Here is a 22,962-nt window from a genome sequence, read left to right on the forward strand (position 1 = left end):
CGTGATTGAAAGTCCTCGAGGATGGCACAAATGATGGATGATAATTATCAGACGCGGAAACTGGATCAGCTCGACCGGAGGATCTTGCGGACGGTGCAGCGCCATGGTGACATCAGCCAGGCCGATCTCGCGGAGCGGGTGGCCACCTCACCAGCCTCCTGCTGGCGCCGTTTGAAGGCGCTCGAAGACGATGGAGTGCTCCGCGAAACGGTTCGTCTGGTCGACCCGGTCAAGGTCGGGAAAGGGCTGGACGTGATCTGCCAGGTGCGGATGAAGTCGCACGCGACTGATGCCCGCGCGCATTTCGAGGAGTTCGCCCTCGGCCACGACAAGGTTATGGAATGCTATTCGATGTCGGGCGAATGGGATTATCTCGTGCGCGTTATCGTCCGCGATGTCCGCGAGTATGAAGAGTTCCTGATGCGGGAGTTGCTTGTTCAGGACAGCGTCGCGACCTCCGCCTCGCACTTTGCGCTGAAGCGGGTAAAGTCGACGACAGCGGTTCCTGTCTGATCCCCATCGAGGGGCAGGCGCGTCAGCGATCCGACGGGGAGCTATGTCCTGCTCCATCGCTCAGTGGGCAACCTGTGCATCAAGCCAGATTTCGGCATCGTGCCGATCCTTGCTGCGACGCACGTCGATCCCAGTGAAGATCCGGTCCAGTTGGCGGCCGGCGAGCGCGCTAGCATTGACGAGCGCAAATGCGGCCTTCGTCGGCGATTGGGCGGCAAGGTCACGAAGGGCCTGCACCACGTCCTGCGATTGAATCTTTGCGGCGGAGACATCGTAGAGGAGCTGGTGAGGGCCGCGCTGTTGGGGCAGCAGGTCGTGCGCGCGTTGCAAGTCCTGTTCGAAGCGCCTCACGTCATCGATAGTGGCAAACCCCGTCAAAGTGACGGTAATGCGGTTCCTTTCCGGATCAGCCTCAACCTCGAATGCCATCCCTTGCCCTCGCAGGGTTCACTTGCCCTTGGGCTAAGCAAATAGCACCGAGAAACCTTGCTGAATAGACTGACCGTCCGGTCAGACAATAAATGCTTTGCCGCCAGTCGGTGCGGCATGCCGAAAGTGATCAGGATTTGCTCGCGGCGAAGGTCATATCAACGACCATGCTGGCGAGCCGGTCGGCTGAGACAGGCCCCTTCTCATTGAACCAGGTGTGCGTCCAGTTGATCATGCCGAAAACGAGCATGGTCCTGACCCGCGCCTCGGCCGCGCTATCGCTCGCGAAAATCTCGCCGACCAGCCGCTGCACGGTGCCGATGATCATCCTCTGCTTTGCGACGACGACGTCGCGCTCTGTCGCTGGCAGATTCTCCAATTCGTTGAGCAGAACCTTCTGACGGTCGGCCGCGCCTACATAATGCTTCATGAAGGCGTGGATCAGCGCGTCCAGCTTCTCCTTGGGCGCAAGTTTCTCGCCGACGACAGCTTCAACATCGGCCACGAGCTGGTCGATGTGTGAAAGCATAACGGCGTTCAGGACCTCCTCTTTCGATCCGTAATAATGGTAGAGGAGCGACTTCGACATGGCGCAGGCTTTCGCCAGCTCGGATATCGACGTGCCGAGAAATCCCTTCTTGGCAAACAGCGCGGCGGCCTTTTCGACGATCGCTTCGCGGCGTTGCTCGTAGTCGGCGGCCTGCGTCCTTGCCATCATGCTCTTTCAAATGTGATCCAGTTACCTCTCGAGTATCATTCCCTCACCTCAGATCAACAGGTCTGAGCCCTCGCGCAGGTCAGACACGCGTACAGCCTTACCGGAAGAGCGCGAGAGCGATCCTGTCTCAAGGATCGAGACATCGACACTGATCCCAATCAGTTCCTTGATCCTGTCGCCCAGGAGCAGGGCCTGACGGGCGGCTTCTTCGGGGAGAGCGCCAATGCGGGGTTCGACTTCGATCACCGCCTCGTCCATGCGGTTTGGGCGCGAGACCCTGACCATGAAGTGCGGGCTGAGCGCGGGATATCCCAGCAAGATCTCCTCTATCTGACTGGGAAAGACGTTGACGCCACGAATGATGAGCATGTCGTCGGATCGGGTGGCGATCTTTGCAATTCGTCGCATCGGCGTCCGGTCGCCGGGGAGAAGACGTGTCAGATCACGCGTGCGGTAGCGCAGAATCGGCAGCGCCCGGCGCGTCAGGGACGTCAGTACAAGTTCTCCTTCCTCCCCATCGGCGAGCAGCTCGCCGGTTTCCGGGTCGATGATCTCCGGATAGAAATGATCTTCCCAGATCGTCGGTCCGCTGCCTCCGCCGGCAAATTCGGCCGCGACGCCAGGGCCCATCAGCTCGGAAAGACCGTAAATATCGCTGGCCTGGATGGCGAATGCACGCTCGATCTCGCCGCGCATCGCATCGGTCCACGGCTCGGCTCCGAATATCCCGTAGCGGAGCGAGGATGTGGGGGGATCGATCCCCTGGCGGCGATATTCGTCGAGCAGCGCGAGCATGTAGCTCGGCGTGACCATGATGATGTCGGGTGCGAAATCCTGGATAAGGCGCACCTGCTTTTCTGTCTGGCCGCCCGACATTGGGATCACCGTACATCCGAGCGCCTCGGCGCCATAATGGGCACCGAGCCCGCCGGTGAAGAGACCATAGCCGTAGGCGATATGGATCTTCATGCCTGGACGGCCACCGCCGGCATGAATCGAACGGGCAACGAGCGAGGCCCAGGTCCGAAGATCCTCAGCGGTGTAACCCACCACCGTGGGCTTGCCGGTGGTGCCTGAAGAGGCATGAACCCGCGCCACCTTTTCCATAGGAACGGCGAACATCCCGAAGGGATAATGATTCCTGAGGTCGGCCTTAGTCGTGAAAGGCACGCGCGCGAGATCGGCCGGTGAGCGCACATCGTCAGGCTTCAGGCCGAGCCCGTCGAAGGCGCGGCGATAGTGAACGGAATTCTCGTACGCGTGAGCGACGGTCCAGCGCAGACGATCGATTTGGGCAGCGCGAAGCGTGGCGGGTGTCGGGGGGCCGTAATCGACGTCCGACACCTGCATTGCCATCAGAGAGCGTTCATCGTCAGCAGGTCGTAGGTGGCGCAAAGTTCGTCGGCAGAGTCGGTGATCGACACCGCCCAGCGCACCTCGCCATATTCGTCGTTGCGCTGGGTCTTCGACTTAACGGTGAGCGAGACCTTGATCGACTCACCGGGCGACACCGGCTTCACGAAGCGCAAGCCCTCGAGGCCGTAATTTGCCAGGACGGGGCCGGGAGCGGGATCGACGAACAAGCCGGCGGCAAAGGAGAGCAACAAATATCCATGCGCTACCCTGCCGGGAAAGAACGGATTCGCCGCAGCCGCTTCTTCGTCCATGTGCGCATAGAAGGTGTCGCCGGTGAAATGCGCGAAATGCTCGATTTCCTCGAGCGTCACCGTCCGGGGCGCGGTCCGCAGCGTGTAGCCGATCGCAAGTTCGCCGAACCGCTGGCGGAACGGATGGATCGTCGCCTCGGGCTGCGGCGCGCCGGGCAGCCACTGCCCGACGATCGTCGACAAGGTTCGCGGGCTGCCCTGCAGCGCCGAGCGCTGCATATAATGCTTTACGCCGCGGATGCCTCCCATTTCCTCGCCGCCACCGGCGCGGCCCGGCCCCCCGTGGATCAGCATTGGCAGAGGCGAGCCATGACCGGTCGACTCCTTTGCGCAATCGCGGTCGATGAGGACAATGCGGCCATGAAAGGCTCCGGCGCCCAGCACCAACTCGCGGGCGACCTGCGGGTCATAGGTGAAGAAAGAGAGCGCGAGGCTGCCTTTGCCCCGGTTGGCGAGCGCTATTGCGTCGTTCAAATCCTTGTAGGGCATCAGCGTTGAAACAGGGCCGAAGGCCTCGACATCGTGAACGAGGTCCGCGCTCCACGGATCATCGGCGCGGAACAGCAAAGGCGAGATGAAGGCGCCATCGGCCGACGATCCTCCGGTCACCGCCACAGTGTCGATGTCTCCGAAGGTAAGTTGGGCCTGGGTGGCAAGCGTGCGCGCCTTTGCGCGAACATCGTCCAATTGGCTTGCACTGGCGAGTGCGCCCATCGTTACGCCCTCAGCCTGTGGATCGCCGACGACGACCTTCGCCAGCCGCGCTTTGAGTGCCTCCTCTGCGGCATTGAGATAGGCCGCCGGAACGAATGCACGGCGGATGGCGGTGCATTTCTGGCCGGCCTTAACCGTCATCTCGCGCACGACCTCCTTGATGAAGAGGTCGAACTCAGGGGTGCCGGGTCCCGCATCAGGACCGAGGACGGAAGCATTGAGCGAATCCCGTTCGGCGACGAAGCGGACGGACTCGCGTGCGATGACCGGATGTCCTTGCAGCTTGACCGCCGTATCGGCTGAGCCCGTGAATGAAACGACGTCCTGACAGGTCAGATGATCGAACAGGTCGCCGGTCGAACCCATGATCAGTTGGAGAGCACCGGGCGGCAGCACACCCGCTTCGATCATGATGCGGAACGCGGCCTCCGCGACATAGCCGGTAGAGGAAGCCGGCTTGACGATCGCGGGCGCGCCGGCAAGCAGCGTCGGCCCGAGCTTCTCCAGCATGCCCCACACGGGGAAGTTGAAGGCATTGATGTGAACGGCGGCGCCTTGCAACGATGTATAGACGTGCTGGCCGACGAACGTGCCGGCCTTGCCGATGGGTTCCAAGGCGCCGTCGATGAGGATCGTGTCGTCGGGAAGCTCGCGACGGCCTTTTGATGACGTGGTGAATAGCGTGCCAGCACCACCCTCGATGTCGATCCAGCTATCGGTGCGCGTGGCCCCAGTCGCCCACGAGAGAGCGTAGAGTTCTTCCTTGCGGGCGATGATGGCGGTTGCGAGCGCCTTGATCATCCGAGCACGCTCGTGAAAGGTCATGCGGCGAAGCGCCGGACCACCCGCGGTCCGGGCATGATCCAACATCGCCTTGAAATCGAGGCCGTCACTTCCGGTCCGTGCGACGATTTCGCCGGTCACGGCGGAGCGCAGATCCGTGAGGTTATTCTGAGCCTCTATCCACGCATCGCGGGCATAATTCTTGAGCGTAGTCGGCATGGTCAGTTCCCTTAAAGTCCTAGGCGTCAGCGGCCGGTGAAGGCGGGTGTGCGCTTGGCGATGAAGGCGGCAACGCCTTCCTGATAATCATGGCTGAAGCCGAGCTCGCGCATCGCATCGCGTTCGGCGTCGAGCTCTTCGTCGAGCGATCTCAGCGTCGCGGCGCGGATCAACTGCTTCGTCCGCGCGAGGCCACGGGTGGGCCCGGCGGCGAACTTGCGTGCGAGCACGTCGACCTCGCTTGCAAGCGCCTCATCGTCGACGCATTTCCAAATCAGGCCCCATGCCTCGGCCTTTTCGGCAGGCAGCGGCTCGCCGGTGAGGGCTAGGCCGAGTGCACGCGCCTGACCAACGAGGCGAGGAAGAACCCACGTCCCGCCCGAGTCTGGAATGAGGCCGATATTGGCGAAGGACTGAATGAACTTGGCGCTGCGAGCGGCGATGACGATGTCGCACGCGAGCGCGATGTTGGCACCGGCACCGGCTGCCACGCCGTTAACGGCTGCCACGACAGGCTTGGGCAGGCTAGTCAGCCGGCGGATCAACGGCGCATAATAAAGTTCGACCGACGTGCCCAAGTCGACAGCCTCACCTCCGGGGGCAACCGCCCGATCCGAAAGATCCTGACCCGCGCAGAAGCCGCGGCCCGCCCCTGTCAGCACCACGGCACGAACGGCTTCGTCGCGCTCGATCTGATCGAGCGCGGACGTGACTTCGCCGTGCATCGCTACCGTGAAGCTATTGAGACGGTCAGGCCGGTTGAGGGTGAGGGTCGCAACCCCGTCGGTGACATCGAATTGAATTGTCTCAAACGCCACTCGCCTCTCCCCGGCATCTGACTTCGATTAATAGAATGACCGGTCATACAATTATTGGCAAGCGGGATTTTGGACGCTACCCGATAGAACCATGGAGATTCGCACCCACGACATGATCGCCGTCGTCGGCGCCGGCACTATGGGCATGGGAATTGCTCACGTGGCCGCCGCCGCCGGCCATCCGGTCGCCGTCCTCGATACGAGCGATGCCGCCCTGCAAAGGGCCCGAGCGGCGACAACCGCCTATTTCGACGGTGCGGTCGCGAAGGGACGGATGAGCGAGGCCGAGCGTGGGGAAATTGAGCGCCGGATTCGCTGGTCGACCGAGCTTCCGCTCGCAGCGCAGGCGGCGCTGGTTGTCGAAGCTATCGTCGAAGATCTCGAGGTCAAACGCCGACTATTCGGTTCGCTCGCCCGGGTGGTCAAATTCAACACGCTGCTGGCTAGCAACACCTCGTCGCTCAGCATCGGCGCGATCGCCGAGCAACTCCATATTCGCGGGCGTTTTCTTGGCCTGCATTTCTTCAACCCGGTCCCGGCGATGAAGCTGGTCGAGGTGGTTGCCGGTCCGGAGACGGACCCCGCGATCATCGATGCGGCGATGACGCTGATGCGGGCGTGGGGCAAGCAGCCAGTCCGCGTGCGAGACGTGCCTGGCTTCATCGTCAACCGGGTTGCGCGGCCCTATTATGCCGAAGGCTTTCTCGCGCTCAGTGGAGGCATCGATGCGGCGACGATCGATGTCGCGCTTTGCGAGGCGGGCGGATTCCGGATGGGACCGCTCGCCCTGGCGGACCTGATCGGGCATGACGTCAACTATGCCGTCGCTTCTTCGGTGTTCGAAGCCGGAGTGGGCCTGCCCCGTTTTCGGCCGCAGCCGGCGCAGCGTGCTTTGGTTGAGAAGCAATGGTTGGGCCGGAAGTCCGGGCGCGGCGTCTACGATTATTCGCAACCGATGCCGCAAATTGCCTATGTCGAGACGCGCAGCGGCGAGTTCTGTGTCCAGGCCGCGGATGATCCCGGACTGCTGCAGCCGCTCGTGACATCAGCGGTGGCGGCCGGGCATTGCTTTTCGAACGGCGCCTCGCTGGATCGCGAGGTCATCGCGGTCGATGATATTCGCATTGGTCTCGGTGATGGCCGGTCGCTGTCGCGCCGGGCAGACGTCGATGTCCTGATCGATCATGCGCGTGATCTCGGTGTCGCGAACACGTTGGTGATCAGCGCGCGCTCGCAAATGGTCGCACAGGTTGCCGCAGACTTCCTCCGCACGGTCGGCAAGAACGTTCTCGTCATTCCTGACAGGCCGGGGCAGTTGGTGCTCCGCTCCCTCGCGCAGATCGCGAACGCTGCCGCCGATACAGTCGCGGACCAGATCGCCTCGCCCGAGGACGTTGAAACGGCGATGCTCTTCGGCGCGAACCATCCGGAAGGGCCCCTTTCCTGGGCGCGACGGGTGGGATTTGACCGGGTGCGCGTCGCGCTGGACAATATCGCCGATGAAACCGGCGACGTGCTGTACGAGCCGTCGGGCTTGTTCGGCCAGTCATGATGCCGGAGGATCTGGCCAGAACCGTTGCTGAGCGACTGATCTCACTCGAAGGCACGGCAGCGGCATGGAACCTGGTGCTGGAAGAGGCGCGCGAGGGCTATGCCCGTGTCAGCATGGCGGTGCGCGCGGACATGCTCAACGGGCACCGAACCGCGCACGGCGGAATGATCTTCGCGATCGCAGACACCGCTTTTGCTTATGCCTGCAATAGCCGGAACCAGGCTACGGTGGCACAGCAGGCGTCGATCCTCTTCCTGGCCCCCGCGCATGAAGGCGACGTGCTCATCGCCGAGGCGCGTGAGGACGCGCTCGCCGGGCGTGCCGGCGCCTATTCCGCAACCGTCAGAACCCGCGAGGGGCGCCCGATCGCACATTTTCAGGGTCTCTCCCGAACCATCGGCGGAACGATCCTTCCTGCTGAGGAGAAAGCATAATGGCTGAGGCCTTCATCTGTGACGCCATCCGCACCCCGATCGGCCGCTACGGCGGCGCGCTCGCGAGCGTGCGGCCGGACGATCTCGCCGCGTTCCCCTTGCGCGCGCTCAAAGGCCGCAACCCTGGGGTCGATTGGGACGCGCTCGACGATATCCTGCTGGGATGCGCCAATCAGGCCGGTGAAGACAATCGCAATGTCGCGCGCATGGCGGCCTTGCTGGCGGGGCTCGGGACGACCGCGCCCGGTTCGACCATCAACCGGCTGTGCGGATCGGGAATGGACGCCGTTTCCTATGCCGCACGGGCAATAAGGGCGGGCGAAGCGGATCTCATCGTCGCCGGTGGCGTCGAAAGCATGTCGCGCGCGCCCTTCGTGATGCCGAAGGCCGAAAGCGCGTTTTCGCGCACAAACACGGTCTACGACACGACGATTGGCTGGCGCTTCGTCAACGCCCGCCTGAAAGCCGAATTCGGGATCGACTCGATGCCCGAGACCGCTGAAAATGTGGCTCAGGATTTCAGCATCAGCCGCGAGGATCAGGACCGGTTCGCAGTCGAGAGCCAGCGCCGGGCCGCCGCCGCCCAGGCGTCGGGCCGGTTCGAAGCCGAAATCGTGGCGGTTTCGATTCCGCAGAAAAAGGGTGCCCCGCTCACCGTAGAGCGTGACGAGCATCCGCGCGAAACCAGCCTTGAAGCGCTTTCCAGGCTCAAGCCGATCGTAAGAGCCGATGGCACCGTTACGGCCGGGAATGCGTCAGGGGTCAATGATGGTGCCGCGGCGATTATCGTCGCGGGCGAGGACGCCGTGCGCAAGCATGGCCTGACGCCCCGCGCGCGGGTCTTGGGGGGAGCCGTCGTCGGGGTCGAGCCGCGCATCATGGGGATTGGTCCGGCTCCGGCTTCGGAAAAGCTGATGAGGCGTCTGAGCCTCAACATAGCTGACTTCGATGTCGTCGAGCTCAACGAGGCGTTCGCCAGTCAAGGCCTGGCCGTGCTGCGCCGTCTCGGCCTCGCGGACGATGCGGCGCACGTGAATCCCAATGGCGGCGCAATTGCGCTCGGCCATCCATTGGGCATGTCCGGTGCGCGGCTCGTGCTGACCGCAACCGAGGAACTGCAGCGCCGCTCGGCCGAACGGGCGCTCTGCACGATGTGCATTGGCGTGGGGCAAGGCATAGCAATTGCCCTGGAGCGCGTTTGATCAATTAATTGACCGTCCGTTCGGACTATTATACACGAAGGGCCTGAATCGCAGGAGTGCGCATGTACACGACCGAGTTCGCAAAGTCCGACCCCAAGGCGCCCGTCCCGATCTCGAAGGACGATCCGGCACTGATCGCTGCTTTCGAAGGGCGGGTCGCGGCCGACGAATTCATCGAGCCGAAGGACTGGATGCCGGAGGCTTATCGCAGGACGCTTGTTCGTCAGATCTCACAGCATGCGCATAGCGAGATTGTCGGCATGCTGCCCGAAGGCAATTGGCTGACGCGCGCACCATCGCTCCGTCGCAAGGCAATCCTGCTCGCCAAGATTCAGGACGAGGGCGGGCACGGTCTCTACCTTTATTGCGCAGCGGAGACGCTCGGTACGAGCCGCGAGGAAATGATCGAGGCGCTGCACGCGGGTAAGGCCAAGTACAGCACTATCTTCAATTACCCCACTCTGACGTGGGCGGATATCGGCGCAATCGGCTGGCTGGTCGATGGCGCGGCGATCATGAACCAGGTGCCGCTGCAGCGAACGTCATACGGGCCGTATGCCCGCGCGATGGTCCGCGTCTGCAAGGAGGAGAGCTTTCATCAGCGCCAAGGCTACGAGATCATGATGGTGATGGCCAACGGCACGGCGGAGCAGAAGGCGATGGCTCAGGACGCTCTCAATCGTTGGTGGTGGCCGTCGCTCATGATGTTCGGGCCTCCAGACGATAACTCACCCAATTCGGCGCAAAGCTTCCGGTGGCGGATCAAGCGCGACAGCAATGACGAGCTGCGCCAGAAGTTCGTCGATATCACCGTGCCGCAGGCCGAATATCTCGGTCTCACCGTCCCTGACCCCGATCTGCGCTGGAACGAAGCCAAGGGAGGTTATGATTTCGGCGCTGTGGATTGGGAAGAGTTCTACGCCGTCGTCCGCGGCGAAGGTCCCGTCGCCAAGGAGCGAATGAGGGCGCGCCGCGAGGCTTGGGATAATGGCGCGTGGGTTCGCGAAGCGGCCGATGCCCACGAGGCCAAACGCCGCGCGCGCATGGCCGCCTGACAAATAACTAAGACGAGGACGTGAAATGAGCCGTGACTGGCCTCTCTGGGAAGTGTTCATCCGATCCAAGGGTGGGCTTAGCCACAAGCATGTCGGCTCGGTGCATGCGCCAGATGCCGAGCTGGCGGTGCGCCATGCCCGCGATACTTATACACGCCGGCTGGAAGGCGTGAGCATCTGGGTGGTTCGCTCGGCGGACATCACCGCCTCGGATCCGGCGCAAGCGGGAGAGATGTTCGAGCCGGCCGAAAGCAAGGTCTATCGCCACCCGACCTTCTACGACATTCCGGACGCCGTGGGGCATATGTAATGGCCCCGTCCCTTCCCACGATCGACCGCGAGGACGAAGCCAAGGCCGTTGCGGCACCGCATGGCGGAAGCTTTGATCCCGGCGTCTCGGCAGACCATTTGCCGGCGCTGTTCGACTATCTGCTCAGGCTGGGGGATGATAGCCTCGTCCTGGGCCAGCGCCTGACCGAATGGTGCGGCCACGCTCCGGCGCTCGAGATTGACCTAAGCCTCGCCAATATTGGACTCGATTTAATCGGCCAGGCGACGCTCTTCCTCAATCTTGCCGGAGAGGTGGAGGGGAAAGGCCGTGACGGCGACGCCCTCGCATTTCACCGCGATGTCCTCGCCTTTCGCAACTGTCTGCTCGTGGAGCAGCCCAATGGTGATTTCGCGCAGACGATCGCGCGGCAGTTTCTGTTCTCGACCTATAGCCAGGCCTATCTCGACGCCCTGACCGGGTCGGCTCTTCCGGCCATCGCGGAGATCGCCGCCAAGGCAGTCAAGGAAGTCCGGTACCATGCCGAGCTCAGTGCCGACTGGGTTGTCCGGCTGGGCGATGGGACTGAAGAAAGCCGCCGACGCATGATCGACGGGCTCGATTGGTTCTGGCGGTTCGTCGATGAGATGTTCGAGGACGACGGCGTGGAAGCGCCGCTGGTGGCGGCCGGAATTGCGCCGAAGCGGGGCGACCTACGCAGCGCCTTTGATGCCAGGGTCGGCGAGGTGCTGCGGCAGGCTACACTATCACTTCCAGAGTATCCACGTGCGGTGAAGGGTGGCCGCGTTGGTCACCACAGCGAGCATCTCGGGCATCTGCTTGCGACCATGCAGTTCTTGCCGCGCACCTATCCCGACGCGATGTGGTGACGGCGATGGTCGCGCTTGATGCCGTCGCGTCGGACCTCATTTTGGCAGTGCTTGATGCGGTGCCCGATCCGGAAATTCCGGCCGTGACGGTGACCGATCTTGGGATCGTTCGCGGTGTTCGCAGTGATCCGCCAGCGGTGCTGGTGACCCCGACCTACACGGGCTGCCCGGCGACCCTTGCGATCGAGGCATCGATTCGAGCAGCGCTCGATCAAGCTGGGTTCGCCCAAGTCAGGATCGAGACCGTTTTATCCCCGCCTTGGTCGACCGACTGGATCACCGAACGGGGACGCGAGCGGTTGGAGAATTACGGGATTGCCCCCCCGCCCAAGGGGATCGCCGCGCGCCATATACGAGGGGATGAGCCGGTTGGCTGCCCCCGCTGCGGGTCTTTTCATACCCAGGAAGTCAGTCGTTTCGGCTCGACGCCATGCAAGGCGCTCTGGCGCTGCGAGGACTGCCTCGAGCCATTCGACCGCTTCAAGTGCCATTAAAGGAAGCATCGTGTCCGCAGGATTTCACCCGCTCACCATTGTCGATGTCCGCCGCGAGACCGCTGACGCAATTTCGGTGACGCTCGCCCCTCCTCCCGGCTTGGCCGACACCTTCACCTTCACGCCTGGCCAGCACCTGACGTTCCGCGCGGACATCGATGGTGAGGACGTGCGCCGCAATTATTCGATCTGCGTAGCGCCGGGCGCTGCCCTGAAGGTCGGCATCAAGCGCGTGGACGGCGGGCTCTTTTCGTCCTGGGCCATGAATAGCCTCGCGCCCGGAAGGACGATCGATACGATGGAGCCGCGCGGGCATTTCACCTGGTCATTCAGCGGCGATCAGGCGCGCAGCTATCTTTGCTTTGCCGGCGGGTCCGGAATCACGCCGATCCTCTCGTTGCTCGAGGCCGGCCTCGCCACAGAGCGGCAGAGCCGCTTCACGCTCCTCTACGGCAACCGCACGTCCAATTCGGTGATGTTCCTGGAGGAGCTTGCCCAACTGAAGGATCGCTATCTCGACCGCCTGCAGATCTATCATTTCCTGACAGCAGAGGCGGACGACATCGAGTTGTTCAACGGAAGGCTCGACGAAAAGCGTATCGCAGAGCTGCTCTCATCGCTGATCGATCCAAAAGCCATCGACGTCGCATTCATCTGCGGACCCGCAGCGATGATGGAGACTGCGGAACGGGCAATGCTCGATGCCGGTGTTCCGGCCGATCATGTCCTGGTTGAACGCTTCACCGCGGGCCGTCCAACGACCGCGGACGAACAGGCCGAGCGCGCCGTTGCGGCGCAAGCCGAAGGCTTGATGATGCAGGTCACGATCGACGGCCGCCGCCGTTCGGTCGCGTTCCACGCCGACAAGGGCAGCATCCTCGAGAGCGCGCGCGAGGCAGGTCTGCCGGCGCCGTTCGCCTGCAAGGCAGGCGTGTGCGCCACGTGTCGGGCGAAGCTGGTCGGCGGTGAGGTCCGCATGAAGGCGAACTATGGCCTGTCACCGGAGGAAGTGGCGCAAGGCTACATCCTGACCTGCCAGGCCGTGCCGCTCGGCGAAGGCGTGGTTCTCGATTATGACGCCTGAGCTGATCCGGGAGACCCCGGCAGAAGGCGTCCTGCTGCTCAGCCTAAATCGGCCAGAAAAGCGCAATGCCTTGGCAACACCGCTGTTGGTGGCGATCGCCAATGCGCTGGATGAAGCGGATCGGGACGACCATATCCGCGCGATCGTGCTGTCGGGCAATGACAAGGTGTTTGCAGCGGGGGCCGATCTTGACGAACTCGCGCAGTCGACCGGCGCCGACACGATCGAAAATCCCCGCTTTCTGGCATGGGCGCGCATCCGGGCCTGTGCCAAGCCGATGATCGCCGCCGTCGAAGGGTGGTGTCTCGGCGCCGGCCTAGAACTGATCCTGCGAACGGATCTAGTCATAGCTGGGAGCGGCGCCCGATTCGGCCAGCCCGAAACCAACCTCGGGATCATGCCCGGAGCCGGTGGCACCAGCATATTGCCGCGCCTCGTGGGGCGATCTCTCGCTATGGAGATGGTACTAACGGGTGAGCCCATCAGCGCTGATCGCGCTCTGTCTGCTGGTCTGGTAGCACGCGTGGTACCCGACGCTACGGCTCTGAAGTCGGCCCTTGAGCTTGCCTCCAAGCTGGCGAGCCGCGCGCCGCGTGCGTTGCGCAAGGCGAAGGCCAGTATCATCGAGGCGGAAGACCTGGCACTTCGCGATCACCTTCTCGGCGAGCGCGTTGCATTCGTAGGTTTGCTGAGCAGTCCGGAAAAGGAGGAGGGTATCGCCGCTTTCCGGGAAAGACGAAGCCCGCACTGGCAATGAGCCGCGGCAGGCTCCTCGATCGGCGCCACAGCCTCGGTGGCATCGGTGATGGGGCGCCGCCGGTTCAACCGGATAACGAAAAGTCCTCCCACGGTGGTAATCGCTCGATCATTCTCGTCGGGCTGATGGGTGTCGGAAAGACCACGGTGGGCCAGCTTCTCGCAGATCGGCTCCGAAGGCCATTCGTGGATACCGACCATGAGATCGAACGCGTCACGAGAATGTCGATCTCCGATCTGTTCGATCGATATGGCGAGACAGCATTTAGAGACGGCGAACGGCGCGTTATCGAGCGCCTGATAGATGGCATTCCAAAGGTGATCGCCACGGGCGGCGGGGAATTCATGAATGAGCAGACCCGCGCATTGATTCTGGAACGTGGTCGAGCCATCTGGTTGGACGCCGATCTTGATGTCTTGGTGGCTCGTACTGGCAGACGGCTTGGTCAACGGCCGTTGTTGCGCGGCCGGGATCCACGTCGGACGCTCGCCGAACTCGCGATCGTTCGGAACCCGATCTACGCGCTCGCACATGTTCATGTCAGCAATCAGACGGGGTGCCACCGTACGGCGGTCAAGGCGATCCTCGAAGGCATCGGCGAGCGTTGGCTTCGAGGTCTAGAAGGTACTCGCCGGCTCGAACGGAGCTACGCGGCCCGGATGGATCTGATAGCCAAATCGCACACGCCGCCACTCGGGGGCAGTCGCGCGCTTCACAAAGCCCTCCCGGTTTGGAAGCTGCATGATTTCGCTCGCGAGTGTCACCTCTTCGACCGTCCGCTTGCTCTGCATCGATGTTGAGCGGGACGTGTAGCGGCCTCGTGTGCGCGATCGGCTGACATCGTCACGCTCGACTTCGCGGCTGCCAATCAGACTTGAGGCGAGTTCAGCGGTTCCGCCGCCCTCGCTGAGACCGGAGCGAAGAAGAAGCAGATTCCCGCAGTTCTCGATGATCGTGTGTGCTCCCTCGCCATAGACGGCTTTGACCTGCGCCGACGATTGGAAGCCAATCGCCACACACCCGCCGAACTTCCTGAGCCGAGCCTGTGCATCCTTGAGCCCCTCGATCCGTCCGAGCGCGTCCAGCTCGTCGACGTGGAACCAGATTCGCCGGTCGCGATCGGGGGCGAGCGACAGCGTCTCGAGTATGGCAATGTTCATCCAACAGGAGATTAGCCCGCGCAACGCCGCCACTTGGTTGGCGGTGTAGGGAAGCCAAAGCGACCCCGCTCCGGATCGCACCCATTTGCGGATGGAGAACGGCGCCCCATCCAATTCCGCGATAAAGCGGAGATTCCCCACGGCAGGCGCTAACGTTCCCAGAATGCTGGCCAGCATCTTTTCACCCCCTTGCTCGAAGTAGCGGGCGGCTGCCGTGCCCTGGCACAGCAGCTTCAGCTCGGTGACCGATCCCGAGGCGAGCATCGTGATGAGGTCGCTGGTCGTGCCGAGGCTGAGCCGGCCGAAATTCTCCAACGCCGCCGCGAGCAGTTGCTGAGCATAGCTGATCCACTGGTCATGCTCACCAATGCCCAGGTGGGGCAGCACCGATTGTGCGAGAAAAGCATGGTCGCCCGGCCGCTCAATCTCGCCAAGCAGGTCCCAGCGTGCGCAGCGCCGATCGAATGGGTTCAGGATAATATCGCCCGGCTCGAAGAAGGCGCTCATCGCCGCACCGTCGGGATCGGCCACGACTTGGCGGTCACCGCGGCGGATCGCGTCGGCCATGAGCCCACGCAGCGCCGTAGACTTACCCGAGCCGGTCGCGCCGATCGCCGCGACATGCATGGACTCATCTTCGCGGCTCAATGGTACGCCCGCGAGGGTCACGCCGCCAGTAAGCCGGGCGCGCAGCCTTCCACCGCGCCCGCCTCTGAAAACACCGACGCGCGTACCGCGTAGATGCGTTACCTTGCGCGGGCTGGCGGCGAGCCGGGCAGCGATGGCACCGCCGAGGAACCCGAAAGCCGCCGGCATCATCACCGCGAGCGGCCAGCTGTCGGCGCGGAAGCTCGTATAGAGCCAATAGCCCAGCACGCTGCCACCCAGCCAACCGATTGGCGCGTGCACGAGCGGCCAGAAAGTCCGGCGATCCACGCCCTGCACGATTGCCGCCGCGATCACACCGGGCATCGCGGCGATCGCGAACCAAAGATGGTAGCCGTGGACGGCAAGCCAAGCCCAGCGCTGCTCAAGCCATGGTTCGAGCGCGTGCCGATGCGCCCAATGCTCTCGCGCAAGGTCGGCAAGCGCGAAGCGTCCATCGGAAGGAACAAGATGACGGACCAACGGCCAGCATGCCGCGATCGCGGCCAATGCCGACAGGAACGCGATCTGTTGAACGACCGGCTCAGAACTGCCCCGGCCACCACTCGACCCGGCCGCGCCGCTCACCGCTCCGCTCCATAATCCTGATCGCGTGAAATGCTCGGCGCCTTCTTCGCCGCTGCCAACGCCTCGCGCATCGACTCGGCTGTTTGGCGAGGCGCGCGCTCACGGGCCGCCATCATGGCACGCAGCGTCTTCGCCTGTTCGCTGTTCGCCGGATCGGCACCACGGCTGGTGTCGGCACCCTTGCCTTGCGTCGCGGATGTGACGCGCACGGCGGGCTGATCCTTCACCGGTTCGCGGGCGGCTCCGCCGCTGCGCTCGGTGGCGCGATCCGTCGCTTCGCGGTCGGAATTGGGCATTGCCATACGCTCTTCACCGGCGCGACCGAACACGCGCGATACTAGCGCTGCCAATCCTCGCCGCTGCTCGCGCGGTGCGGTGGAACCGCCGTCGTCGCCGGCGCGTGCGGCGGTCGTACCCTGCGGTCGGGCCGGAGGCGAGGACGCCGACCGGTCATAGTCGAGCGCCATATCCTTCGGTCGTTCGCGTGCTAGCGTGCGGCGGAGCGCGGCTTCATCCGCGAAATCATCGCGACCATAATGAAGCGCCGTGCCTTCGCGGTGGCGGCTGAGCGCAACATAGGAGGCGTGCGCGTCGAGCCCCGGCGTCGCCAGCACATGGGTGCGATCAACGGTCATGCCCTGCGTTTTATGGACTGTCGCCGCGTAGCCATGGTCGACATGGGAATAGGTCTTGAGGTCGACGCTGATGCGACGCCCGTCGTCGAGCCGCACCGCGAGCCGATCGCGCTCGACCTTCTCGACCTGACCCACCGTGCCGTTCTTCACCCCGAGGTCGCGTTCGTTCTTCAAGAACAGGATTCGGTCGTTGTCGGCAAACTCTCGCAGACCGCGTTCGGTGCGGATGGCAACGTCGGTGCCGAGCTCGCCTTGCGCATGGAGCCGCTCGCGCGCGGCACGATTGAGCATGTGAACCTCCTGATTGGTGTGGGTGAGGATGATGCGGCTGGCGGCTGGCGCTGCGCGGCGTTCGGCATCCCAGCGATCGATCAGGGCTGCGCGCGCCATATCTCTTGTCGCGGCGGCATGAACCATGCCGGCGTTCGAATAAGCGGAGATCGCCTCAACGGTTCGGCCGATGGCAAAGGCGCGGGTCGCCTCGCGCATCCACTCGGCGGTCTGCCGACGCACCTCGCCGATCTCGGCGGCGCCATGGCGCTCGGCGAGCAGCCGGAACGCTGCGCCGGCCTCGATCGCTTGAAGCTGCTGGACGTCGCCGACCATCACCACCTTGGCGCCGGCACCCGCCGCTTCGGCGAGCACGCGCTGGAGTTGGCGTGTGCCGATCATGCCGGCTTCGTCCACGACCAGCACATCTCGCGATGTGAGCCGGTCGCGGTCGCGCGCCCAGCTATGCTCCAAGCTGGCGATGGTGCGCGACGCGATGCCCGATCCGCCTTCCAGATTCTCCGCCGCGATGCCCGACAGCGCGGCGCCGCGCACGGTGTAGCCGGCGGCCTCCCATGCCTCGCGTGCGACGCCGAGCATCGCGGATTTGCCGGCGCCGGCATAGCCGACGACCAGCGCGAGTCCGGGCTTGCGCAAGACATGGTCGAGAGCGTTGCGCTGCTCGGTCCCGAGCCGCATGCCGCGTGCCTCGCTGCTTTCGACAGCTCGCCCGACATCGCCCCGGGAGACCGCATGACTGCGCGGAGAGGCAAGGCGCTCGGCGTCGCGCACTAGCGCTTCCTCCGCGCTCATCATGCTGGTCGTTGTGAAGCGTTCGACGCCATTTCCGTCTCGGCCGAGCGCGAGCACGGTTTCATGGTTGCGCATGGCGGCGAGCACGCGGTCGAACTGCTCCTTCCCGTCCGAATGGCGATGCGCGAACATGGCCAGGTCGCGTACGGTGAACGTCGCCTGTTGGCGGGTCAGGGTCTCCAGGCCAATGCGCGGATCCGCGATAATCGCAGCGCCGTTGTCGCGCGCGATTTCGCGGTGGTTCGCGGCGCGTTCGGCATCCTCGCCCTTTGCTTCGCGGCGCGCGGCGGCAGCGCCGATCTTGTGCTGCGGTTCGAGCTCGATCCCTTGCGCGTCATAACTGCGATGGTCGATCCTCGATTCGATGCCGAGTTGCGCCAGGCGTTCATTGACATGGGCGGCCCAATTCTCGCGCCATTGCTGGAGCAACGCGGTCGCGTTCCACTCGCGTACCTTCGGGCCGAATCCGCTGGGCCCAACCTCGCGCATGGTGAGCATGACGTGTGCGTGCGGCTTAGCCTCGCCATCGGCGCCGATGTCCCAATGCACATTGAGATCGGCGACCATGCCCCGTTCGACGAATTCGCGGGCAACGAACTCGCGGGCGAGCGCGATGCCCTGCTCCCGCGTCATCTCGCGGGGGATCGCGAATTCCACCTCGCGGGCGAACTGCGCGTCCTTGCGCTTTTCGGTCGCTTCGACCTCGTTCCAAAGCGCTTCGCGGTCGCGCAGCCGCTCGGGCGCGCCGTCCGGCAGCATCACTTCGGAATGGACGACACCGGCCTTGTTGGTGAAGTCGTGATGGCGGCCGAGCCGCTCGTCATGCAGGCGCGACGCGGAGCGGTAGGCCGCCGACGCCACCGCGCTGCGGCCGGTGCCGCGCCCCATGACCTTGGCCGAGAAGTGATAGATCGCCATCGCGGCAACCCATCTACGCCTGATCCCGCGACGTCGGTACGACGTATAAGCGCGCTCTCCTACGCTAGAGCGCTCCGGAGAGATTTGCAGCGTTGAACAGGGCCTCAGACCGCCCAGCTATACCGCATAGACAGCGCAAATGGAGATGCGACGATGCGAAAGGTACGGGATTTCGACGCCGAGCTGAAGGCGCTCAACGACAGGGCCAAGCTGCTCAAGCAACGCAAGATTCAGCAATTCGGCGAACTGATCGAGGCGACCGGCGCTGATGCGCTCGAGCCCGATCTCCTTGCCGGCGCCTTGCTCGCGGTCGTCGCAGAAACGGACAAGGCGCTCATGACGAAGTGGAGCGCGCGAGGGGCGCAATTCTTTCGCGAAACAAGCCGGCGATCCTCGCGCCGTGCTGGTGGCAATGATGCAAGCGGCAAGGCGACTGAGACAGGCACGGAACCGGCTTGATGCGGCACGGGCGCGGGTCGACACGCGAGCCTGGGTTGTGGCCAGACGCGAACGCACAAAGCGTCTGATCGAGCTCGGCGGGCTCGTGCAGAAAGCCGGTCTCGTCGCGCTCGCGGACGATGACCGGGCGATGCTGTACGGCGCGTTCCTCGATCTCGCGATACGCCTCCAGGGCGATGACGCAGCACAGGCAAAGCTGCTGTACCGGCGACGCGGTGCCCGCGCGTTTGCGACCGAGGCGGAGGAAGCGACGCAGGCGAAATCGCGCGGGCCGGAAAGAGTGCAGAAGGACGAAGGATGATCGTGCGAACCATCCGAGCGTCCGTGTCGAGAATCGCCGGCGGTGCACGCATGATCCGATCTCAGCTGTCGAACAGTGGCGGGCGCGGGGCCGGCCATCCGCCCATCTCCATTTCGGCGGCAAGATCGCGATCACTGAACCGACGCACGGCGGATGCAGCGACAAACTGAACGCCAAGCGCGAGGCGTACGACATCGTATCGCGAAAGGCCCGCAGGCTTGTACCGGCTGGCGACATAGGGCGGCAGCCGACCAATTAGTTCCTTGACGCGGGCATCATCACGGTGCGGCAATTCGGTCGCGAGGCGGTCAGCAAGCTTTCGGAGATTATGTCCTTCTCCGCCCTTCTGCGGCGAGAAGCTGTCTGAGTCGGCGCCATTCCGCACTAGAGCCGCTTTCAGCGATAATTCCGCGACCATGCAGATCGGCTGGATGATCGAGTCGACGCTGAATGCCGTTGGCAGGTTGTTGGCGGCATCGGCGAGGTTGGAGGTCGTCATTTGCCACAGGTCGAGATCGGCGCTTTGGCCGCCGCGCATGTCGTCCAGGCCGTAGGTAAGGTCGTGAAGATCGCCGACAGCGAAATGCGTTTCCGCTGCGATGCGCAGATCCTCGCGGCACCACAACCACCACTGCTTCTCGTCGTCAAAGCCGAGCGTGCGCCAGACCTGAAGAGCGCACTGGCCAAAGCCAACGGGCATAGTGATCTTGCGGACCTGATCGACGACGGCGGCAAGGCCGATTCCCATACCCGGCCAGGAATCGTCCACCTCGGGCATCATGGCGCGATACGCGTCCATAATCTCCTGCACTTCCGGGTTGCCGCCGACGCCCATAGAGAAGGCCGAACCGAGAATTTCAGTCGCCGCGCGGAACGGCCGCTGGTGCATGTGCACGCCCGCTTTCGCATATTTGAGATCGAGCGCCCGCAAGGTCTCGAGAGTCCATTTTTTCATCGGTGCAGCAAATAGCCTGAAGGGCCTCATTGTGAAGCAGCAGACTCGTTTTCCGCCTCGCGAAACGTCGCGAGCGGGAACAGCCGATCGCGACGCGTGGACTTGCCGGGGGGGCCGCTCGGCTGCGATATTTCCGCCCGATCGGACGCGATAGCGCGCGACAGGAACAGTTGCGCCTCCTGCCATCGGGGCGCAGCGGTCGGCACAGCGCCTCGTGTCACGGGCGATCCGATGCGCGCCGCATACGCGATCGTTTCAGCAGGCAGCGGCGTCGATCCGGAGATGTAGCGTTCGTAGCGACCGGGGCCAGCGTTATACGCTGCAATCGCGCCTGCAGCGCCGTAGCGGCTGACGAGTTCGGCTAGATACATCGCGCCGCCGATCATGTTCATGCGCGCATCGAACGGATCGGGTCCGAGACGGTAGTGCGCGGTGAGATAGGCCCAAGTCGCGGGCATGATCTGCATGCAGCCCTTCGCGCCTTTCGGCGACACGACCCGGGGACGACCGCCCGACTCCGCCATCATCACACGCAGCACGACTTCGATCGACAAGCCCGATCGAGTGGCGGCTTCCGGTGCATGGAGCGCGCAGCCGTTCGCGGCCAACGACGAAGCCGGCTTCGCGGCTACCGAGGCCGTTGCTGCGAGCAGTGCGAGCGCGCCAGCGGCGTTCCTGAACACCCCGCTCATGACCAAGTCCAGACCGGCGCGGCTCCACCGATGATCTGCCCCGCATCGACGGGACCAAAGTAGCGGCTGTCGAAAGAGTCGGAGTGTAATGGCGCGATCAGGAACAGTTGGTCGCGCGTCAGCCGACGGCAGCCCGACCAGGATGGCAAGGGACGGCCGATGCGATCGCGCGGGAGCGCGGTGGCGGCCGCCCAGCCATTGATGGTCACGCGCAGCTGGAGACGGCAGATGGTCGCGCCGCCCATTGCCGCGATCGGCTTCAGCAGCGGCACATTCGCTTCGACATAGCGACGCTCGGCCATGAAGCGGGCGAGTGCGGGCGAAGGTCGCACCGCGACCATGTCGCCGACGCGCAACGCCGTGGCCGGGACGATGCGATACAGCCCAAGCGGCACGCTCGCCGACGCGTTCCAGATGAGACGCAGATGGGAATGGTGGATCGCCGGGAGGGCTAGGCCCGCGATCGCCGCCGTACTGGCGGCGAACAGAGAAAGCCGAGCGAAGCGACGACGCGTTCGGCTGCTTTTGACATCAGACTTCGGCTGATGATGCGGAGCGCTGACCATTAGTCGTGCTCCGGCAGATGTTCGAGTCGGCGCACGGCCGGAGCGACCGAACCGTTGTTCGGATCCGACGTCGATGCGCATGCGCCGCGGTCCGCCCAGGCACGTAGGTCCTCGAGAGTGTAGACGACACGGCCGCCGATTTTCCGATAGGCGGGGCCGGTGCCGTAGGTGCGGTGCTTTTCGAGTGTGCGCGCCGAGAGGCCGACATAATGGGCGGCCTCCTTAGTGCGCAGATAACGTGTGTCCTTGATGACGTCGGGCATGACCGGGCTCCTTGAGCAAAGGAAGCGAGGCGCGTGCCAAGCGCCTCGCGAACCCGGTCATGATCGGCGAGAAAAGAAGGCTCGTGGTGGCCGGAACGAGGGGGCATGGATTCCGACCACATCGATCAGGCAGCCGCTGCTAGGATGGTGGCCGTGATCCGAGGAGCAGACGATAGCCCCCAGCAACCATCTGGGCAGCGGCATCGACAAGGCGCCGCAGATCGGAGCGGATCGAGCTCGATCGCCAATCTTCGGGTGAGCGGTCGAGAAGCCGGCCGGCGACATCGCGTAAGCTGGCACCGCCCTGTACAAGGTCATGGACGTAGAGCATCGCGGCATGGCGATGCGCCTGCGCATAAGCGGCAGCACGGATGGGAACGCCGTGCCCGATGGAGCGACGAAAGGTCGCAGCTGCCTGCACGCGGCTCGCGTGGCTCGCATCCGGGTGAAGGTAGATGCCGAAGCTTCCCCCGCTCGCCGGGGCGAGCCCCGACGGAAGCCAGAGCTGCAGTTCGGCTGCGCCGCGGCGGCGGATCAGTAGATGCGTTCCCCCCGGAGAGCCTATCCGGATCACACGGTCACCCCAGCGTTCGAATGCGAAGCGCAGGTCGCCGATCGCCCTTGCCCAAGGCACCGGCCGCACGATCGTCACGACGGATGCATCAACCTCCGGACGCCAGGCGATTGGTGGTTCGTCGATTGCGGACGTACTTGGATCGGGTGCGAAAGGTGAGGCCCCAATGGGACCACCTCCCTGCCAACGGATGCTTCGACATTTGGACAACCCGCCGAGCGGAACGGCTGACGAGCGCTTCCGCGCTTTGGCTGGCGCGCCGCGCAGAAACATTGGCGGCATGCCAAATGTCGCGGAACTCGGCGTTACGACGTAACCATTCCCAAGCGAAGCCCCGCGCGTTCAATGCGGTCATTGCCTGATACTCGGCGGGTAAGCGTAAGCGGCTATATCCTGGCATCGTGAAACTCCTCGATGCCCCCTGCGGGGATAACCTAGGTTCAGATTGCTGCGCTGCGCAACGATGTCGCAGCTTATTTGCGAATAAGTCGCAACTTATCGCAAGTGGTTAATAACTATATTCAAA

Annotated in this window: 25 protein-coding genes and 1 pseudogene; 13 read left to right on the forward strand and 13 right to left on the reverse strand. The window is 63.8% G+C overall.

Annotated features, from left to right (window positions below):
* Positions 1 to 30 precede the first annotated feature (30 nt).
* Positions 31 to 513: an Lrp/AsnC family transcriptional regulator gene (locus ACETPF_RS03435; RefSeq protein ID WP_373932855.1), complete on the forward strand. Its 483-nt coding sequence runs from the start codon at positions 31 to 33 to the stop codon at positions 511 to 513.
* Between the two features lie 60 nt (positions 514 to 573).
* Here the strand turns inward: ACETPF_RS03435 and ACETPF_RS03440 are convergent, their stop codons facing one another.
* From ACETPF_RS03440 to paaG, 5 genes are all read right to left on the reverse strand, one after another.
* Positions 574 to 942, reverse strand: coding sequence for a hypothetical protein (locus tag ACETPF_RS03440; protein WP_373932856.1), 369 nt, complete (start codon positions 940 to 942; stop codon positions 574 to 576).
* A gap of 130 nt (positions 943 to 1,072) precedes the next feature.
* Positions 1,073 to 1,657 carry a TetR/AcrR family transcriptional regulator gene (locus ACETPF_RS03445; RefSeq protein WP_373932857.1) on the reverse strand — a complete coding sequence of 195 codons (585 nt, stop codon included), beginning with the start codon at positions 1,655 to 1,657 and terminating at the stop codon, positions 1,073 to 1,075.
* Between the two features lie 51 nt (positions 1,658 to 1,708).
* Positions 1,709 to 3,016, reverse strand: coding sequence for an AMP-binding protein (locus ACETPF_RS03450; RefSeq protein ID WP_373932858.1), 1,308 nt, complete (start codon positions 3,014 to 3,016; stop codon positions 1,709 to 1,711).
* Positions 3,016 to 5,043: a phenylacetic acid degradation bifunctional protein PaaZ gene (gene paaZ / locus ACETPF_RS03455; protein ID WP_373932860.1), complete on the reverse strand. Its 2,028-nt coding sequence runs from the start codon at positions 5,041 to 5,043 to the stop codon at positions 3,016 to 3,018. The genes ACETPF_RS03450 and paaZ overlap by 1 nt, the downstream gene beginning before the upstream one ends.
* Positions 5,044 to 5,069: 26 nt before the next feature.
* A complete protein-coding gene (gene paaG, locus ACETPF_RS03460; RefSeq protein ID WP_373932861.1) occupies positions 5,070 to 5,861 on the reverse strand; it encodes a 2-(1,2-epoxy-1,2-dihydrophenyl)acetyl-CoA isomerase PaaG in 792 nt (263 codons plus the stop codon).
* 91 nt (positions 5,862 to 5,952) lie between these two features.
* Between paaG and ACETPF_RS03465 the strand changes: the two genes are divergently transcribed.
* The 10 genes and pseudogenes from ACETPF_RS03465 to ACETPF_RS03510 all read left to right on the forward strand — a co-directional run.
* Entirely contained in the window at positions 5,953 to 7,413 is a 1,461-nt protein-coding gene (locus ACETPF_RS03465; RefSeq protein ID WP_373932862.1) for a 3-hydroxyacyl-CoA dehydrogenase NAD-binding domain-containing protein, read from the forward strand.
* Positions 7,410 to 7,847, forward strand: a complete 438-nt coding sequence (paaI, locus tag ACETPF_RS03470; RefSeq protein ID WP_373932863.1) for a hydroxyphenylacetyl-CoA thioesterase PaaI — start codon at positions 7,410 to 7,412, stop codon at positions 7,845 to 7,847. The genes ACETPF_RS03465 and paaI overlap by 4 nt, the downstream gene beginning before the upstream one ends.
* On the forward strand, positions 7,847 to 9,049 hold the full coding sequence (gene pcaF, locus ACETPF_RS03475; protein ID WP_373932864.1) for a 3-oxoadipyl-CoA thiolase: 1,203 nt from the start codon (positions 7,847 to 7,849) through the stop codon (positions 9,047 to 9,049). The genes paaI and pcaF overlap by 1 nt, the downstream gene beginning before the upstream one ends.
* A 62-nt stretch (positions 9,050 to 9,111) precedes the next feature.
* The gene (paaA, locus tag ACETPF_RS03480) at positions 9,112 to 10,104 is read left to right on the forward strand and encodes a 1,2-phenylacetyl-CoA epoxidase subunit PaaA (RefSeq protein WP_373932865.1); all 993 of its coding nucleotides are present in this window, start codon (positions 9,112 to 9,114) and stop codon (positions 10,102 to 10,104) included.
* A gap of 25 nt (positions 10,105 to 10,129) precedes the next feature.
* The gene (gene paaB / locus ACETPF_RS03485; RefSeq protein ID WP_373932866.1) at positions 10,130 to 10,414 is read left to right on the forward strand and encodes a 1,2-phenylacetyl-CoA epoxidase subunit PaaB; all 285 of its coding nucleotides are present in this window, start codon (positions 10,130 to 10,132) and stop codon (positions 10,412 to 10,414) included.
* A complete protein-coding gene (paaC, locus tag ACETPF_RS03490; protein ID WP_373932867.1) occupies positions 10,414 to 11,262 on the forward strand; it encodes a 1,2-phenylacetyl-CoA epoxidase subunit PaaC in 849 nt (282 codons plus the stop codon). The genes paaB and paaC overlap by 1 nt, the downstream gene beginning before the upstream one ends.
* 5 nt (positions 11,263 to 11,267) lie before the next feature.
* Positions 11,268 to 11,756 carry a 1,2-phenylacetyl-CoA epoxidase subunit PaaD gene (paaD, locus tag ACETPF_RS03495; RefSeq protein ID WP_373932868.1) on the forward strand — a complete coding sequence of 163 codons (489 nt, stop codon included), beginning with the start codon at positions 11,268 to 11,270 and terminating at the stop codon, positions 11,754 to 11,756.
* A 10-nt stretch (positions 11,757 to 11,766) separates the two neighbouring features.
* Positions 11,767 to 12,840, forward strand: a complete 1,074-nt coding sequence (locus tag ACETPF_RS03500; RefSeq protein WP_373932869.1) for a 2Fe-2S iron-sulfur cluster-binding protein — start codon at positions 11,767 to 11,769, stop codon at positions 12,838 to 12,840.
* Complete coding sequence (locus ACETPF_RS03505; protein WP_373932870.1) at positions 12,830 to 13,597, forward strand: enoyl-CoA hydratase-related protein; 768 nt, start codon at positions 12,830 to 12,832, stop codon at positions 13,595 to 13,597. Before ACETPF_RS03500 ends, ACETPF_RS03505 begins: the two co-directional genes overlap by 11 nt.
* Positions 13,598 to 13,722: 125 nt before the next feature.
* A pseudogene (locus tag ACETPF_RS03510) lies at positions 13,723 to 14,196 on the forward strand (shikimate kinase); the annotation flags it as partial.
* An 18-nt stretch (positions 14,197 to 14,214) separates the two neighbouring features.
* On the opposite strand, the gene ACETPF_RS03515 reads toward ACETPF_RS03510, so the two are convergent.
* On the reverse strand, positions 14,215 to 15,990 hold the full coding sequence (locus ACETPF_RS03515) for a type IV secretion system DNA-binding domain-containing protein (RefSeq protein ID WP_373932871.1): 1,776 nt from the start codon (positions 15,988 to 15,990) through the stop codon (positions 14,215 to 14,217).
* Positions 15,987 to 18,626 (reverse strand): Ti-type conjugative transfer relaxase TraA, encoded by a 2,640-nt coding sequence (gene traA / locus ACETPF_RS03520; protein ID WP_373932872.1) that lies wholly within the window; start codon positions 18,624 to 18,626, stop codon positions 15,987 to 15,989. The genes ACETPF_RS03515 and traA overlap by 4 nt, the downstream gene beginning before the upstream one ends.
* A gap of 153 nt (positions 18,627 to 18,779) precedes the next feature.
* Between traA and ACETPF_RS03525 the strand changes: the two genes are divergently transcribed.
* Together ACETPF_RS03525 and ACETPF_RS03530 are read left to right on the forward strand one after the other, a co-directional pair.
* On the forward strand, positions 18,780 to 19,085 hold the full coding sequence (locus tag ACETPF_RS03525) for a conjugal transfer protein TraD (protein WP_373932873.1): 306 nt from the start codon (positions 18,780 to 18,782) through the stop codon (positions 19,083 to 19,085).
* 37 nt (positions 19,086 to 19,122) lie between these two features.
* Positions 19,123 to 19,386 (forward strand): conjugal transfer protein TraD, encoded by a 264-nt coding sequence (locus ACETPF_RS03530; RefSeq protein ID WP_373932874.1) that lies wholly within the window; start codon positions 19,123 to 19,125, stop codon positions 19,384 to 19,386.
* Positions 19,387 to 19,447: 61 nt separating this feature from the next.
* On the opposite strand, the gene ACETPF_RS03535 is transcribed toward ACETPF_RS03530, so the two are convergent.
* From ACETPF_RS03535 to ACETPF_RS03560, 6 genes are all read right to left on the reverse strand, one after another.
* On the reverse strand, positions 19,448 to 20,341 hold the full coding sequence (locus ACETPF_RS03535; RefSeq protein ID WP_373932875.1) for a HEPN domain-containing protein: 894 nt from the start codon (positions 20,339 to 20,341) through the stop codon (positions 19,448 to 19,450).
* A 26-nt stretch (positions 20,342 to 20,367) separates the two neighbouring features.
* Positions 20,368 to 21,033 (reverse strand): lytic transglycosylase domain-containing protein, encoded by a 666-nt coding sequence (locus ACETPF_RS03540; RefSeq protein ID WP_373932876.1) that lies wholly within the window; start codon positions 21,031 to 21,033, stop codon positions 20,368 to 20,370.
* Positions 21,030 to 21,680, reverse strand: coding sequence for a S26 family signal peptidase (locus ACETPF_RS03545; protein WP_373932877.1), 651 nt, complete (start codon positions 21,678 to 21,680; stop codon positions 21,030 to 21,032). The genes ACETPF_RS03540 and ACETPF_RS03545 overlap by 4 nt, the downstream gene beginning before the upstream one ends.
* A complete protein-coding gene (locus tag ACETPF_RS03550; RefSeq protein ID WP_373932878.1) occupies positions 21,599 to 21,862 on the reverse strand; it encodes a helix-turn-helix transcriptional regulator in 264 nt (87 codons plus the stop codon). Before ACETPF_RS03550 ends, ACETPF_RS03545 begins: the two co-directional genes overlap by 82 nt.
* A gap of 139 nt (positions 21,863 to 22,001) precedes the next feature.
* Positions 22,002 to 22,514: a DNA -binding domain-containing protein gene (locus tag ACETPF_RS03555; RefSeq protein WP_373932879.1), complete on the reverse strand. Its 513-nt coding sequence runs from the start codon at positions 22,512 to 22,514 to the stop codon at positions 22,002 to 22,004.
* 10 nt (positions 22,515 to 22,524) lie between these two features.
* Positions 22,525 to 22,836, reverse strand: a complete 312-nt coding sequence (locus ACETPF_RS03560; RefSeq protein WP_373932880.1) for a transcriptional regulator domain-containing protein — start codon at positions 22,834 to 22,836, stop codon at positions 22,525 to 22,527.
* Positions 22,837 to 22,962: the final 126 nt, after the last annotated feature.

The organism is Sphingobium agrisoli (genome assembly GCF_041877245.1).
GTDB lineage: Bacteria > Pseudomonadota > Alphaproteobacteria > Sphingomonadales > Sphingomonadaceae > Sphingobium.